The organism is Amycolatopsis sp. NPDC039088 (assembly GCF_055598845.1).
In genome coordinates, this window is the sequence record NZ_JBVKAE010000001.1 from 375583 (window position 1) to 389569 (window position 13987).

Consider the following 13987-nt stretch of genomic DNA (forward strand, 5'->3'; position numbering starts at 1 on the left):
AAGCGGGACATCTCTGTTTACACGAGTGCAACATGTCCAACCACGCGGCAGAGAGGCGGGGATCACAGTGAAGCCCAGTAGCTGGTTGGCCATCGCGGCGGCGCTAGTCGCCGTCTTGCTGGTGCCACCGTTGCTCACCCCGGGCGGCGAGGCCGACGAGGGCTCGCAGATCCGGTCGTTGCGGGTACTCGTGCCCAACGCGCCCGGCGGCGGTTACGACATCACGGCCCGCACGGCGACCAAGGCGATGGAGGACGCCGACCTGCTCGGCAACGCGGAGGTGTTCAACCTCCCCGGTGCCGGCGGCACGGTCGGCCTCGGCCGCACGGTGGCCGAACGCGGTAACGGCAAGCTCGTGATGTCCATGGGACTCGGCGTGGTCGGCAGCGTGTTCACGAACAAGTCGCCGTCGTCGCTGCTCGACACCACACCGGTGGCGAAGCTGATCGAAGAGTCGGACATCGTGGTGGTCGGCAAGGACTCGCCGTACAAGACGATCGGCCAGCTGGTCGACGCGTGGAAGGCCGACCCCGGCGCGGTCCAGGTCGGCGGCGGTTCGTCGCCCGGCGGGCCGGACCACCTGGCGCCGATGCTGATGGCGAAGGCGGTGGGGCTCGCGCCCAAGGCGGTCAACTACGTCCAGTTCGACGGCGGCGGTGAGCTGCTCGCGTCGGTCCTCGGCGGCAAGGTCGCCTTCGGTGTCTCGGGTGTCGGCGAGTACCGCGACCAGATCCAGGCGGGCACGCTGCGAGTGCTCGCGGTGACCAGTGCGAACCGGATCCCCGGCATCGACGCGCCGACGCTGTCGGAGTCCGGTGTGGACGTCAAGTTCACCAACTGGCGCGGCATCGTCGCGCCGCCGGGCATCACCGACGCGGACCGCGCGAAGCTGGTCGGCCTGTTCGAGCGGCTGCAGAAGACGCCGCAATGGCAGGAAGCCTTGCAGCGCAACGGATGGACCGGGGCGTTCGCGCCCGGGGAGCAGTTCGGTTCGTTTCTCAAAGAGGAGAACACTCGAGTGGCAACGGTGCTGAAAGAGCTGGGTCTGGCATGACCACGTGGCTGAAGGAGCGCTCCGAACTCGGGGTGAGCGTGGTACTTCTGGTGCTCGGGGCGCTGGTGCTCACCGACGCGCTGAGCATTCCGACCGATTTCGCCCAGCGCGGACCGGTGGGACCGAAGGCGGTGCCGATCCTGGTCGGCTCGCTGCTGCTGATCGTCGCCGTCCTGCTGGCCCGCGACGTGCTGCGCGGCGGCAAGGGAGAGGCCGAGGGCGGCGAGGACATCGACCTCACCGCACCCGCCGACCTGCGCACGGTTCTGTTGCTGTGCGGTGCTTTCCTCGCCAACGCGGCCTTGATCGGCCTGGTGGGCTTCCCGATCTCGGGCGCGATCCTGTTCTGGGGCGCGGCGTACGCGCTCGGCAGCCGCAACCTGGTGCGTGACCCGCTGATCGCGGCGGGTATGTCCGTCGCGACCTTCCTGATCTTCAACAACCTGCTCGGTGTCCCGCTCCCCGGTGGCCCGTTGATGGAGGTGTTCTGATGCTTCAGCAACTCATCGACGGCTTCGGCACCGCGCTGACGCCGACCCATATCGCGATGGCGGCGATCGGGGTCCTGCTGGGCACCGCGATCGGCGTGCTGCCGGGTATCGGCCCGGCCATGGCGGTGGCGCTGCTGCTCCCGGTCACCTACGGGCTGGAGCCCACCGGCGCGTTCATCATGTTCGCCGGGATCTACTACGGCGGGATGTTCGGCGGCTCGACGACGTCGATCCTGCTGAACACGCCGGGTGAGAGCGCGGCGGTCGTCGCGGCCATCGACGGCAATCCCATGGCCCGTAAGGGACGCGGCGCGCAAGCGCTGGCCGCGGCGGCCATCGGGCATTTCGTCGGCGGCATCCTCGGCACGATCGCGCTGGTCGTACTGGCCCCGGTGATCGCGAAACACGCTGTCGACATCGGCGCGCCGGACCTGTTCGCGATCATGGTGCTGGCGTTCATCGCGGTCACCTCGGTGCTCGGCGGTTCCCGGATCCGCGGCGTCGCTTCGCTGCTGATCGGGCTCACCATCGGACTGGTCGGGCTCGACGAGATGACCGGCCAGCAGCGGCTGACCTTCGGCTCGCTGCATCTGGCCGACGGTATCGACGTGGTGATCGTGGCGGTCGCGCTGTTCGCGGTCGGCGAGTCGTTGTGGGTCGCCGCGCATCTGCGGCGTAACGCGTTCAAGCCGATCCCGGTCGGCAGGCCGTGGCTCTCGCGCGCCGACCTGAAGCGGACCTGGAAGCCGTGGCTGCGCGGTCCGCTGATCGGTTTCCCGTTCGGCGCGGTACCCGCCGGTGGCGCGGAGATCCCGACGTTCCTCTCCTACGTCACGGAAAAGCGGCTCTCGAAGCACAAGGACGAGTTCGGCAAGGGCGCCATCGAAGGCGTCGCGGGCCCGGAAGCGACGGCGTCGGCCTCCGCCGCCGGGACGCTGGTCTCGATGCTGACGCTCGGGCTGCCCACCACCGCGGTCGCGGCCGTAATGCTCGCGGCGTTCCAGCAGTACGGCATCCAGCCGGGACCGCTGCTGTTCGAGCGGGAGTCGTCACTGGTGTGGGGCCTGATCGCGTCGCTGTTCGTCGGGCTGACGCTGCTGCTGGTGCTGAATCTGCCGCTGGCGCCGCTGTGGGCGAAGCTGCTGCGGATCCCGCGGCCGTACCTCTACGCGGGCATCCTGTTCTTCGCCAGCGTCGGCGCGTACGCGGTCAACGCGGACATCTTCGACCTTCTGGTCATGTTCGTGATCGGCCTGCTCGGCTTCGCGATGCGGCGCTACGGCCTGCCGGTGCTGCCGGCGATCATCGGTGTCATCCTCGGCCCGGCCGCCGAACAGCAGATGCGGCGCGCGCTGCAACTGAGCGACGGCGATCTGGGCGGGCTCTTCAACACCCCGTTCTCGATCGTGGTCTACGCGATCATCCTGCTGATCGTGTTCTTCCCGTTGATCAAACGTCTCCTGCCTTCCCGGCCGCCCGCGGCCGAGGCGGAACCCAAGGACAAGGTGGACGTCTGACCTGCGGTAACCCCGATCAAGACCCGGCCTCGACTGCCCCGAGGCCGGGTCTTCTTTTTCGTCGCGGTGAACCGTCTCGCGCCGTCGTTCGTGTGCCTTGCATCACCTCGCCATATATTACGAAAGGATAACAGCGAGATCGCGTTTTGAACCGCCCTCGTGCTGTGGCCGTTTCAGCCAACGCGGGGTCAGCGACGCCGGTGATGCCGGTCACGCATCCCCCGGGCCCCGCGAAACGACACCGAACGAGGTGAACAATTTCATGCCCCGTAACGAAAGATCAGCCGGCCGCCACCGCATGGCACGCCGGACCAAACTCGCCACCGGCGCCATCGCGCTCTCTCTCGCCGTCGGCGGGATCGTCGTGGTGAACACGACCGGAACCCCCGACGCGGCCAGGGCCGACGGCGCGGACAAGTCGTTCTTCATCGACATCACGAAGGTCCCCCGCGGCAACAACGTCAACCTCGACCTCGCGAAACGAGGTGCACGAGGAACGTTCACCGTCGACTGCGGCCGCAACGAGAACGGCCACTTCAACGGCGACAACTTCATCGCGCAGCCCGGTGTCCGCAATGGAGCCGAGCACCTTCACGACTACGTCGGGAACCTCTCGACCAACGCGGACTCGAACAACAAGAGCCTTCTCCGCGCGGGCACCACCTGCAAGAACGGCGACAAATCCGCCTACTTCTGGCCGGTCATCCGGATCAACACCGAAGAAGAGGAAGAAAACGAAGCGGCGAACGAGGAAAAGCTCGCCGCCGACCGCGTGAACGCGGCCAAGGACGAAGCCTCCCCGCAGGCCGACTGCCCCGACGTGGCCAGTGAACTCGAGGACGTTCCCGACCAGGCCATGAACGCGGTCAACGACGGCCTCATCAAGATCGACCAGGACGTCGACAACGCGAACAACCAGCTGGCGCAAGGCAAACAGGCCGCCCCGGTGCTCGACGAGCTGAAGAACAAGCGCAAGGCGGCGATCAAGAAGATCGCCGACCAGATGAAGCAGGCGGGCAAACCGGTCGCGAAGCCCGAAGACCAGCTCACCGGCTGCGCGGTCAAGCAGAACGGTGACGGCGGCCTCGACAACGGCGGCGAGAACAGCAAGGTCGCCAAGGGCGGTGACGTCGAGAAGAAGAAGGCCGACGGCAAGGCCGCCGAACTTCCCGGTGTCGACGAGAACAACGAGATCGGCGACAACGAAGGCGAGATCCAGCGCCCCGCGAAGGTGGACCTGACCTTCACCAGCGGCGGCGCCCGTCGCGTCGTCGCGATGCCGAAGTTCCTGCGGGTGCTCTACGGCGACGCCAAGCAGTCCACCAACGGCCCGGCCAACGCCCGGCCCAGCTGGACCTGCAGCGGCTTCGAAGACCGGCTCACCGAGCTCTACCCGATCTGCCCGCAGGGCAGCAAGGTCACGCGTGTCCACGCCTTCCCGAACTGCTGGGACGGGAAGAACACCGACAGCGCCAACCACCGCACGCATATCGTGTTCTCCGACCGCAACGGGAAATGCCCGCGCGGCTTCAAGAACGTGCCGCAGCTGCGGATCACGCTGACCTACGACATCCCGCCCGCCGTCCAGCTCGCCGGGCAATACGCGGTCGACGCGTTCGCGCAGGAGAAGCACAACCCGCGCTCCGACCACGACGACTTCGCGAACGTGATGTCGCAGTGCCTGATGAACCAGCTGGTGAAGTGCATCAACAGCGGGAAGAGTTGCCGCCAGTAGCTGCGCCGTGAGAGGTGGGGGCGCGGCGGGGATGACCCGCGCCCCCACCCCCGCGCCGGGGTCCGGTTCCTGGCCCGGCGTAGGGGTACCGGGCCAGGAACCGGCGAGCGATACGGCTTTCCCTCCCTGGAAGCCGGACCACCCGGTCTGGGGTCAGGCCGTCGTCGACAACCGGCTCACCCGGTCGAACACGAGCGGCGCGGGCACCGCCGGGTCGACCTCGGCCAGCACGGCGTCGGCGTCAAGGCCTGGCAGGTGGATCCACGCGCTGTCGGCGAAATCCGGTGTGGTGACACTGATCCGGCCGCAACGCGCCGGCGGGACCAATGCGACACCGAAAGGCTCGACCACGTTGCGCCACACCGATTGCGACACGATCATCCCGGCGCCGAACTTGTCGCCTGTCGGGTCGAGACGGCACCAGTAGCCGACGGCGTCGTTGAAGGTCGACGCGCACAACAGCCGGGTCAGCGTGATGTACGTGCGGTGGTAGCGGTGGTTGTCCGCCATCGGTCCCATATGGACGGCCACTCGCGCTCGCATCGGGACGCGGGCGTAGCGGTTGCGGGACCGCAGCAGATGGTCCAGATGGAACACGACCTCGCAGAGCTGCCCGACGGCCCGATCCGGATACGCGACCATCAGCCCGTCGCCGGTCTCCCGGAAATGACGTGCTTCCCCCGGCGCGAGCCCGACCGCGTTGAAGGAGCGCGAAACCAGCGTCTCCATCTCGGTCTTCATCGGATCCAGCAGGTCATCGCTGGCCTTGGACGAACCGACGATGTCGACGGCGAGCACGGCATGGGTGTGCGCGTTGTAATGGCCTGAGGTCAGCACCTGCATCTCTGCGACCCCTCCCCTGATCGGTGAAAACTGGCGGCACGAAGCAGTGTTCCCACTCCTCACCGGAAGTTCTGTTCGGAACCGAACAGAACCTGACCCCGCCATGGTCAACGCCAGTGAGCTAAGTCACACCTTTTTCCGTGATCACCCGCAATGCTTCGCGATCGACGACGGTGATCGCACGGCGCGAACTGGCCACAACTCCCGCCTTCCGGAGCTTGTCCAGTGCCTGCGCGACCATGGTCCGGCCCATCGGGATGAACTGCGCGAGTTCGTCCTGGCTCAACGGGATCCCGATCCGCCAGCCGGCGGGCGTCCGGATCCCGCAGACGTCGACGAGGTAGTCCAGCCGCGTCGCGACCCGCGCCACCGCCTGCGGTTTCCACGACTGCGTCCGCTGACGCTGGGCGAGCACGAACCGGCGGGCGACGCTGACGAGCACCTCCCGCATCGCCGACGGATGGTCCAGCAGGAAGCGGTTGAACTCGCTCGCCGCGATCCGCCGGACGTGGACCTCCTCGATGGCGACGACGTCGGCCATCCGGATGCCGCCCGCGATCACCGCGATCTCGCCGTGCAGATCGCCGGGCACCCCGACGTCGAGGATGACCGTCGCCCCCATCCGGTCGGCGCTGGTCACCTTCACGTAGCCGTGCCGCAGCAGCATGACGAAGTCACCGGGCTCACCCGCGCGCATCAGCGCCTGTCTGCCCTCGTAGGTCTGCGGGGTGCCCATTTCCAGCAACCGGGCACGGACGGGTTCGTCCAGCCGCTCCAGGAACGGACGTTCTCTTTCTTCGGCGGCCTCCGGGCCCAAACCCACGAAACACCCTCCCAGGCAGTCGTGAACACCTATCGCGGAGAGTAACCGAATCGGCCACCCGTTCCGGCGGCGGAACCATCGTGCGTGGTGAAGATGCCCAGCCGGACCAGCTCCGATCTGATCCACTCGGCCAGCCGGTGCAACGGTCCGTCTTCGGCCTCGACGAAATAGCTGTCCACGATCTGGTGTCGTCTGTCGGCGTGTTTCGCCGCGTAGAGCAGCGCTGACCGTACCTCTGACACCTTCAACGGAGCGACCTTGATCCCGGGGGCCGGCCGCACGGTGCTCTTGGCGGCCATCACCGCCAGCACGGCCTCCTCCAGGCTGAACCGGTGCTCCACCGGCACGACCACATGTTCCACGCCCTCGACAACCCGGCGCCCGATCAACGGCATACTGTCAGATCAGCATGACGCACGGCCGTAGTCTGTTCGGCAGCGAACACTCGCCACCGATCAGCCCGGTTCGACGGCCGCGATCGCTTCTTCGAGCGCTTCCCGGTACAGCGTGAGCCGATAGCCGAGCATGATCGGATCGGGGTTCTCGTCCCGCGCGTGCCGCTCCAGCTTCTCGGTGGTCTGCTTGACCGTCACCCGCAGTTCGACGACCGCGGGCGAGTTGTCCCCGGCCCGTTCTTCGAGTTTCGCCACCGCCTGCCGGATGACTCTCGCAAGCTCCGTCTCGCCAGGCTGCGCCGTTTCGATGGCGGTCAGCGCGCGGCCCAGCAGGCTGTAATGGTCGTAGCCGGCGGCGGGCTCGGGCGCGCGGAATTCCGTCCTCTTCGCCGGTCGCCTGCCACTCAGCACGAAGAACGCGGCCTCGGCGGGGATCAGCACGGCGAACGCGGCGACGGCACCGAAAAGCCAGGCCTGTGGATGCGGCAAGGTCACCGAGTGACCGAGCAGGCCCGCGATGACCGTGAGCACACCGGTGACGACGTGGAACGGGCGGTTGTCGGGATCGGCCATGTCAGAAGTTGCTGAAGACGTTGACGAACATCTTGTCGATGCCGTGCGGGTCGACGGCCTGGTAGCTGCGGGCCTTGGACTTCTGCGCGATCTCGTCGAGGACCCGGCTGTCGGCTTGCGCGCCGTAGGCCATGGTGAAGATGCGGACGGAGTTGTCCAGCCGTTCGGCGTCGACGTTCTGCAGCACCTGATCCTTGGTGACCCCGGCGGCGGTGTCCTCGCCGTCGGTCAGCACCACGACGGCGTTGATGACGTTCGGGTCGAACTCCCGCCGCATCTTGGTGTTGGCTTCCACCACGGACTTGTAGAGCGCGGTCTCCCCGCTCGGTTTCAGGTTCTCGACCAGATCGATCATCGGGCCCCGGACGTCCTTCACCTTGCCGATCGGCATCTTTTCCTCTGGCCCGTTGGTCGAAAACGTCCACAGCCCGACCTCGTCTTCGGGATGCAGGTACTCGAGCTGTTTCCGGATCGCGGGTTTCAGCAGGGCGATCCGGCTCTCGGAATACGGTTTGTCCTTGCGGTTCTTGTCGAACGGTTCGTTCATCGATCCGGACAGGTCCAGCACCAGCAGGATCCGGCCGCGACGCTGCGTGTACTCCCAGCCGTCCAGCATCTTCTGGATCTGCTCACCGGTCGGGACGCCGATCTTCGGGGGCTCCTGGGTCTCCTGCGTGCCCACGGCCTTGGCCAGCTCGGGGTTCCCGCTACCACCGGGGTCCCGGAACCCGAGATCACGGAACCGTTTCTGCTGTTCGGTCTCCAGGAGGAAGTCGTAGAAGTCCTTGGCCGCCGCCTGCTGCTCCGGTGTCGCGTTCGCGGTGGTCAGGAAGGGATGGTCGATCAGCATCGTCCCTTCCCTGGGGTGGACGGCGACCAGCGGGCGCAGCGGCGCGACGGGATTCCCCTTCAGCTGCGCGGGGTCCCCGGTCGGCACGCCGCGGTTGTAGAGATAGACCATCTGTTCCTGCATCGCCATCGCGCTGATGTAGGGCGTCGGCTTCTTGCGGTCCTCTTCGTACAGCGTCTTCAGGAAGGCCACCGAATCGTCGCTGTAGTAGGCGACCGACGCCTCGATACCGCGGACGAACTGCACGGTCTCCGCGGTCCCGATCTTGCCGTAGTCGCCGCCCGTCGCCGCGAAGTAGGTCGCGATGGTCGCGGCGAGCCCGGACGTCGACCGCCGCGGGTTGTCCTTGCCGAGCGTGAAGTTCCCCCACTGGGCGTACGCCGCCCCCTTCGAGGCCCAGCCACCGTCGCGGTTCATTTCCAGGACGTCACCCCAGCCGGGCGTTCTCTCCGGCCAGCCGAGCACCTTGGCCATCGGCTCCGGCATCGCGATCACCATCGGGCTGGTCGCGAGCGAGGTCTTCGGCCCGGTCCTGATCCGCTCGCCCTTTCCGCGCTGGCGCAGCAGATCGACCCAGAGCGACGAACTCGGCAGCCAGACCTGGGGTTCCGGTTGCTGCTCGTCGATGTCGTTCCAGCCGTCGGCGATGAGGTCGAGCGCGGCACCCGAGGTCTTCTTGAACGCCTCGACCTTGGCGCACCGGCCGCCGTCGAACGTCCGGCCGGTGTTGTTGTACCGCTCGGCGAGTTCGCGGATCAGGTCGCCCTTCTCCGTGGAGGAACTCGTGACCAGGCGGACGCAATCGGTCCTGAGCGCGTTCGAGGGCGCGGTCACGACGGTCGCCAGCAGGACGATCACGAGCGTCCCGACCAGCGCGCCGAAGGCGAGCGAAAGCCAGCCTGATCTCCCCATGCGCGCCCCCTCGACGTCGTAGCGGGCAAGTGTAGCTACAACGTGGTTCCCGGTTCTGTTTCCTCGGTCACCAGATCGTAGGTTTCGAAACTGAAGCGGGCGAGGGTGCCCACCCAATTCCGGTAGACCTGTAGATCATCGAAGGATTCGACGTCTAGCCGCCATTCAGGTGGAAAGGATTCGGACAACGATTCCCCATCGGACAGCGCGACGAAGGTCGAGCGCGCGGAGTCCGGATCAGCGACCAGCAGGGTCAGCAGCACCAGCACCGCCCGGTAGGGTCCGCTGACGAACCGCGCCAGTTCCGCGTCGGGAATACCGATGCGCACCAGCCGGTAGAGGTTGACCAGTTTCCGGATCTCCCGTGGCGTGTTCAGCCGTTTCCGCAGCACGTGGACGAAATCGCGTTCGACTTCGGTGAGCCGCAACCGGTCCGGCCGCATGTTGTAGAACGTGGGCGGGGCCGTGTCCTTGACGATGACCTCCCTCGGCTCACCGCTTTCGCCACGCTGGAGGGTTTCCCCGTCGTCGGACCATTCCTCCTGTCCGCGCGCCGCCGGTTCCCTGCCTTCGATCGGCATCAGGGCGTCGATCAGTTCGTCGGCCGCGCCTCCCATGGGGCGCAACGCGAACACGATCTGGAAGATCTTGTCGAGATACTCCGACCGGCGCTCTTCCCCTGCGCCGAACAACTCCTCGTGGTGCTGATCGAGGCATCGCCGCAGCCAGCGGGGATCGACGGCCACCACCACGACGAACGCGGGCAGGGCCAGCAGCAGGTGCACCGCGGCGAGCACCTCGATCACCTTCGACGGCGGGCAGCGGTCGAGGTCGTCGATGTAGAGCACGATCCGTTCCAGCGGCGGCTCGCCCTTGCCGCCAGCCAGCTGCCAGTCCTTGCGCGCGTCCCCCAGATCCGCGCTCAGCCGCGCGAGGTCCTCCCGGACGCGAGCGAAAACCCCTTGGTAGTCCCCGTATCTGCCGGTCTTCGCCGCTTCGATCAGCTCGCCGAGCCGCGTGGCCGCGTCCAGCCGACGAAGTCGCTCCTCGGCTTCGCGGACCTCGGTCTCGAACCGTTCCGCCCGTTTGTCGACGTCGTGCCGCAGTTTGTCCAATGTGGACTTCACCGGCGCGAGGGCGGCTCTCGCGGTGGTGAGCGCCGGGGTCAGCACGGCGCCGAGCGCCACGATGGCGCCCGCCGCGGCAAGGATCGCGTTGTGCCACAAGGCCCATCCGGTGCTCGCCGCGACGAGGCCGAGCACACCGAGCACCGCGTACCCGGCGACGGCGAGCCGCCGCCGCCGGCGTTCGGCCCGGTCCACCCCGGACACCAGCAGCCGCCAGCGCCAGGTGAGCGGGGAATCCGCCTTGACGGCCCGCAGACCGGCGAGCCGGGTCCGCAGTTCCTCGCGTTCGGCGCGGACCTCGTCGGCGTCCGCGTGCGTCTCGGGCGCGCCGAGGTTCCGGAACAGGTGATCCACCAGGCCGACCCACAGATGGTCGTCGTGGTATTGCCAGGCGTTGAACCGGATCTGCCGGATCTCGCCGGCGAACACGCTGTTGGCGGCGTCGCCCCGGGATCGCCGGGCCAGTTCGGCCACGCGATCGGCCACCTGCCGTACGAAACTCGATTTGCCGGAGCCCCAGGGGCCCAGCAGCGCGACGCACAGCGGCGGGCTCGTCTCGCGGTCGGCGATGACCGCGGCGAGCGTGCGCACGTCGTCCTGGAAGCCGATCAGATCGATCGCGCTCTCGACGTCCGGCGTGATCCGCGGCCGGGCTCGCCCCGGTTTGGGTTCGACGAAACCGGTGCCGTCGATCTGATTGCCGAAGCGGTCCCACACCCGGATCGTGCGGTCGTCGCCGACCGAGACGATCTTCTCGTTGCCCGCGGTGCAGGCGATCGCGCGGACGTTGCCCTCGTGTCCCTTGAGGAGGGTGTATTCGGCGGGGTTCTCGATGTCGCGGACGTACATCTGGCCGCCGGAACCGCCGGAGAGCACCAGCTTCCCGTCCGGGCTGAAGGCCAGCGCCCGCACCACCCCGGCGTGCCCGGGGAAGACCAGGGCGGGATCGCCTTTCCGCCCCCACAACCGGACCGTCTCACCCTCGCCGGACAGCACCCGCGCGCCGTCGGCCGAAACCGCGACCACGTGTACCGCGCCCGCGCCGCCGAACCGGTAGTGGGAAACGACTTCGCGGTCCCACAGCCGCACACCGCCGGTGTCGTCACCGGCGACCACGACCCGGCCGTCCGGGGTCACCGCGACCGATTCGATCTCCGGGCCACCGGTACGGAAGCCGCGCTCCGTCACGCCGTCCAGCCGCCGGACCTCGACGGTGCTTCCCACTCCGGACACGACGAACTCCTTCGCCACCGCGACCGCGAGTGCCCGTTTGGTCGTCTGTACCTCCGGGGGCTGCGCCTCGCGACCGGAGAGCCGCCAGCGCCGCACCGTCGCGCCATCGCAACCCACCACGTACTGACCCGAGATACCCACCGCGAGGACCGGCCGTTCGTGGCCGCTCAACGCGAACCGCTGCGTGCCCGTCTCCAGGTCCCATACCCGCACCGTCTTGTCCGTCCCGCCGGTGACCAGCCGGTTTCCGTGCACCGCGACGGCGAGGATGGGTTCTTCGTGTCCGGTGAAACGTGCCGTCGTCATAGCCGGACAGTCTTCCGGTCGCGTCAAGATCATGGTTAACGACAGGCGACTATCGGCGGGTTCCGCGACGACCTCGACAGGTCCTAACATCACGCGGAGGCAACGGAGGACTACTCAGAGGTCCCTCTCGCCCGAACCAAAGTGTCGACACTGCTCCGCAATTCCAGCACGCCTTAACGCGAGGAGTAAAACGTGCTTCGACGTACCTTCGCCGCGGTGCTCACCGGCGCCGCGCTCTCCCTTTCGATGCTTTCGGCGCCCTCCGCCGGAGCCGCCGAGATCATGGCGACCACCCTGACCTACGACGACAGCCAGGCCGCGGAGTTCAAGGACGCGGTGGCCGCCGGCGTCAACGTCTGGAACACCAACGTCACCAACGTCCGCATCGTGAAGGCGACGCCGGGGCAGCGGGTCAACATCCGGATCATCGCCGACGACGGCTGGCCGCGCGCCACCCTCGGACCGGTTCGCCCGAGCGGCACGGTCACCGTCTGGTACGGCAGGCAGGCCGTCCAGCAGGGCTACAACAAGACCCGGATCGCGTCCCACGAACTCGGCCACAGCCTCGGCCTTCCCGACGTGAAGCCCGGGCCGTGCTCGTCGCTGATGTCCGGCTCGACCGGCGGGGTCAGCTGCGCCAACGTGAACCCCAACGCCCAGGAGAAGGCCAGGGTTCAGCAGAACTACGCCGGCACCGCCGTGCGCAACGCCGACACCGGCAAGGTCCTCGTGGACGTCGGCTGATCCCACGCCAGGGGGTGCCCGCCCGGCACCCCCTGGCCGGTCACCTTCCCACGGGGATCGTCGCGGGGTTCACCACGCCACCGGGAGCGCGTGCACGCCGTAGATATCGGAGTCCGTCCGCAGCGGGACCTCGTCGGCCGGGACGGCCAGGCGCAGCCCCGGGAACCTGGCGAACAGCCCGGCGAAAGCGATCCTCATCTGCACTCGCGCGAGTTGCTGACCGAGGCACTGGTGGACACCGTGCCCGAAGGAAACATGCCCGGCGGCCTTCCGGCGGAGGTCGAGCCGATCCGGGTCGGGGAACTTCAGCGGATCACGATTGGCGGCCTGCACCGAAAGCGCGACCGATTCCCCGGCCTTGACGAGCTGCCCGCCGATTTCGACGTCTTCGAGCGCGGTCCGCACACCCGTATGCGCGATGCTCAAGTAGCGCAGCAGTTCTTCGACCGCGCCATCGACACTCTCCGGGTCCTCGCGCAGGACCGCGAGCTGGTCCGGATGCCGCAGCAGCGCGAAGGTGCCCAGCGCGAGCATGTTGGCCGTGGTGTCCAAACCGGCCCCCAGCAAGAGGAACGCGATACTGGTGAGTTCCTCGTCGGTGAGTTCCGTGGTGGTCAGCTCACCGAGGATGTCATCGGTCGGTTCGGCACGTTTGGCCACGACGAGCTTGTAGAGGTACTCCCCCAGCGCGTTGATGGCGGCTTCCTGCTCGGCGACCGGAGCGTCCGGCTGGTTCAGCGGGGCGACGTTACGGCGGAAGAAGTCGTGGTCCTCGAAGGGAACACCGAGCAGTTCGCAGATCATCAGCGCCGGAATCGGCTGTGCGAAGTCCGTCACCAGATCGGCGGGTGACCCCTGTTTCTCCATCGCGTCGAGACGCGCCGCGGTCACCTGCTCGACCCGTTCGGTGAGCAGCCGCATCCGGCGGACGGTGAACTTGCCGGTGAGCAGCTTGCGATAGCGCGCGTGCTCGGCTCCGTCCATCTTGATGAACATCCCCGGCGGCGCGGGCTGCGGCACCATCATCGCCGCCGGACCCGGTAGCGGCGAATGCAGCAGTTCTTGTCGTGCGCTGAAACGGGGGTCCGCGACGAGGGCCCGGGTGAGCTCGTGGCCCGTCGCCAACCAGCCTTCGTGACCGTCGGGAAACGTGAGCCGGACGAGCGGATGTGCGTCGCGCAGCGGCCCGAGCTCGGCGGGCGGATCGAACGGGCAGCCCGCCGTCCGGTCGAGGGGCAATTCCGTGAGATGGGGTACCGAAGTGGTCACAGCTGTTCCTCCCAGATTTTCAGCCATATCCGAAGGCTACGTTGCATTTACAGGTTCATCAAAAACGTATCCTGGTCTTTTCGGTGTTGCGCCTGGTAGATTTCCGGAAATCGTT

At 67.5% G+C, this 13987-nt stretch carries 12 protein-coding genes; 5 read left to right on the forward strand and 7 right to left on the reverse strand.

Features of this window, described 5'->3' with window-relative positions:
* Window positions 1-85: 85 nt before the first annotated feature.
* From ACZ7KI_RS01540 to ACZ7KI_RS01555, 4 genes are all read left to right on the forward strand, one after another.
* A complete protein-coding gene (locus tag ACZ7KI_RS01540) occupies window positions 86-1054 on the forward strand; it encodes a Bug family tripartite tricarboxylate transporter substrate binding protein (protein ID WP_470271440.1) in 969 nt (322 codons plus the stop codon).
* The gene (locus ACZ7KI_RS01545; RefSeq protein ID WP_465460697.1) at window positions 1051-1545 is read left to right on the forward strand and encodes a tripartite tricarboxylate transporter TctB family protein; all 495 of its coding nucleotides are present in this window, start codon (window positions 1051-1053) and stop codon (window positions 1543-1545) included. Before ACZ7KI_RS01540 ends, ACZ7KI_RS01545 begins: the two co-directional genes overlap by 4 nt.
* Complete coding sequence (locus ACZ7KI_RS01550; protein WP_470271304.1) at window positions 1545-3062, forward strand: tripartite tricarboxylate transporter permease; 1518 nt, start codon at window positions 1545-1547, stop codon at window positions 3060-3062. Before ACZ7KI_RS01545 ends, ACZ7KI_RS01550 begins: the two co-directional genes overlap by 1 nt.
* 298 nt (window positions 3063-3360) lie before the next feature.
* Window positions 3361-4797 carry a DUF1996 domain-containing protein gene (locus tag ACZ7KI_RS01555; protein ID WP_470271441.1) on the forward strand — a complete coding sequence of 479 codons (1437 nt, stop codon included), beginning with the start codon at window positions 3361-3363 and terminating at the stop codon, window positions 4795-4797.
* 153 nt (window positions 4798-4950) lie between these two features.
* Here the strand turns inward: ACZ7KI_RS01555 and ACZ7KI_RS01560 are convergent, their stop codons facing one another.
* From ACZ7KI_RS01560 to ACZ7KI_RS01585, 6 genes are all read right to left on the reverse strand, one after another.
* Window positions 4951-5640, reverse strand: coding sequence for a hypothetical protein (locus ACZ7KI_RS01560; protein ID WP_470271305.1), 690 nt, complete (start codon window positions 5638-5640; stop codon window positions 4951-4953).
* A 121-nt stretch (window positions 5641-5761) separates the two neighbouring features.
* Window positions 5762-6463: a Crp/Fnr family transcriptional regulator gene (locus tag ACZ7KI_RS01565; RefSeq protein WP_465502966.1), complete on the reverse strand. Its 702-nt coding sequence runs from the start codon at window positions 6461-6463 to the stop codon at window positions 5762-5764.
* Between the two features lie 29 nt (window positions 6464-6492).
* Window positions 6493-6858, reverse strand: a complete 366-nt coding sequence (locus ACZ7KI_RS01570) for a hypothetical protein (protein ID WP_470271306.1) — start codon at window positions 6856-6858, stop codon at window positions 6493-6495.
* Window positions 6859-6918: 60 nt separating this feature from the next.
* On the reverse strand, window positions 6919-7431 hold the full coding sequence (locus ACZ7KI_RS01575; RefSeq protein WP_470271307.1) for a hypothetical protein: 513 nt from the start codon (window positions 7429-7431) through the stop codon (window positions 6919-6921).
* Between the two features lies 1 nt (window position 7432).
* Complete coding sequence (locus ACZ7KI_RS01580; RefSeq protein WP_470271308.1) at window positions 7433-9193, reverse strand: substrate-binding and vWA domain-containing protein; 1761 nt, start codon at window positions 9191-9193, stop codon at window positions 7433-7435.
* 35 nt (window positions 9194-9228) lie between these two features.
* Window positions 9229-11859 carry a P-loop NTPase fold protein gene (locus tag ACZ7KI_RS01585; RefSeq protein WP_470271309.1) on the reverse strand — a complete coding sequence of 877 codons (2631 nt, stop codon included), beginning with the start codon at window positions 11857-11859 and terminating at the stop codon, window positions 9229-9231.
* A gap of 192 nt (window positions 11860-12051) precedes the next feature.
* Between ACZ7KI_RS01585 and ACZ7KI_RS01590 the strand changes: the two genes are divergently transcribed.
* Window positions 12052-12603, forward strand: coding sequence for a snapalysin family zinc-dependent metalloprotease (locus tag ACZ7KI_RS01590; RefSeq protein ID WP_470271310.1), 552 nt, complete (start codon window positions 12052-12054; stop codon window positions 12601-12603).
* Window positions 12604-12672: 69 nt separating this feature from the next.
* Here the strand turns inward: ACZ7KI_RS01590 and ACZ7KI_RS01595 are convergent, their stop codons facing one another.
* Window positions 12673-13872, reverse strand: coding sequence for a cytochrome P450 (locus ACZ7KI_RS01595; RefSeq protein WP_470271311.1), 1200 nt, complete (start codon window positions 13870-13872; stop codon window positions 12673-12675).
* Window positions 13873-13987 lie beyond the last annotated feature (115 nt).

Bases quoted from the DNA above. Each gene is read 5' to 3' on its own strand.
- ACZ7KI_RS01545 (WP_465460697.1), top strand. From the start codon at position 1,051: ATGACCACGTGGCTGAAGGAGCGCTCCGAACTCGGGGTGAGCGTGGTA.
- ACZ7KI_RS01550 (WP_470271304.1), top strand. From the start codon at position 1,545: ATGCTTCAGCAACTCATCGACGGCTTCGGCACCGCGCTGACGCCGACC.
- ACZ7KI_RS01555 (WP_470271441.1), top strand. From the start codon at position 3,361: ATGGCACGCCGGACCAAACTCGCCACCGGCGCCATCGCGCTCTCTCTC.
- ACZ7KI_RS01560 (WP_470271305.1), bottom strand. From the start codon at position 5,640: ATGCAGGTGCTGACCTCAGGCCATTACAACGCGCACACCCATGCCGTG.
- ACZ7KI_RS01570 (WP_470271306.1), bottom strand. From the start codon at position 6,858: ATGCCGTTGATCGGGCGCCGGGTTGTCGAGGGCGTGGAACATGTGGTC.
- ACZ7KI_RS01575 (WP_470271307.1), bottom strand. From the start codon at position 7,431: ATGGCCGATCCCGACAACCGCCCGTTCCACGTCGTCACCGGTGTGCTC.
- ACZ7KI_RS01580 (WP_470271308.1), bottom strand. From the start codon at position 9,193: ATGGGGAGATCAGGCTGGCTTTCGCTCGCCTTCGGCGCGCTGGTCGGG.
- ACZ7KI_RS01585 (WP_470271309.1), bottom strand. From the start codon at position 11,859: ATGACGACGGCACGTTTCACCGGACACGAAGAACCCATCCTCGCCGTC.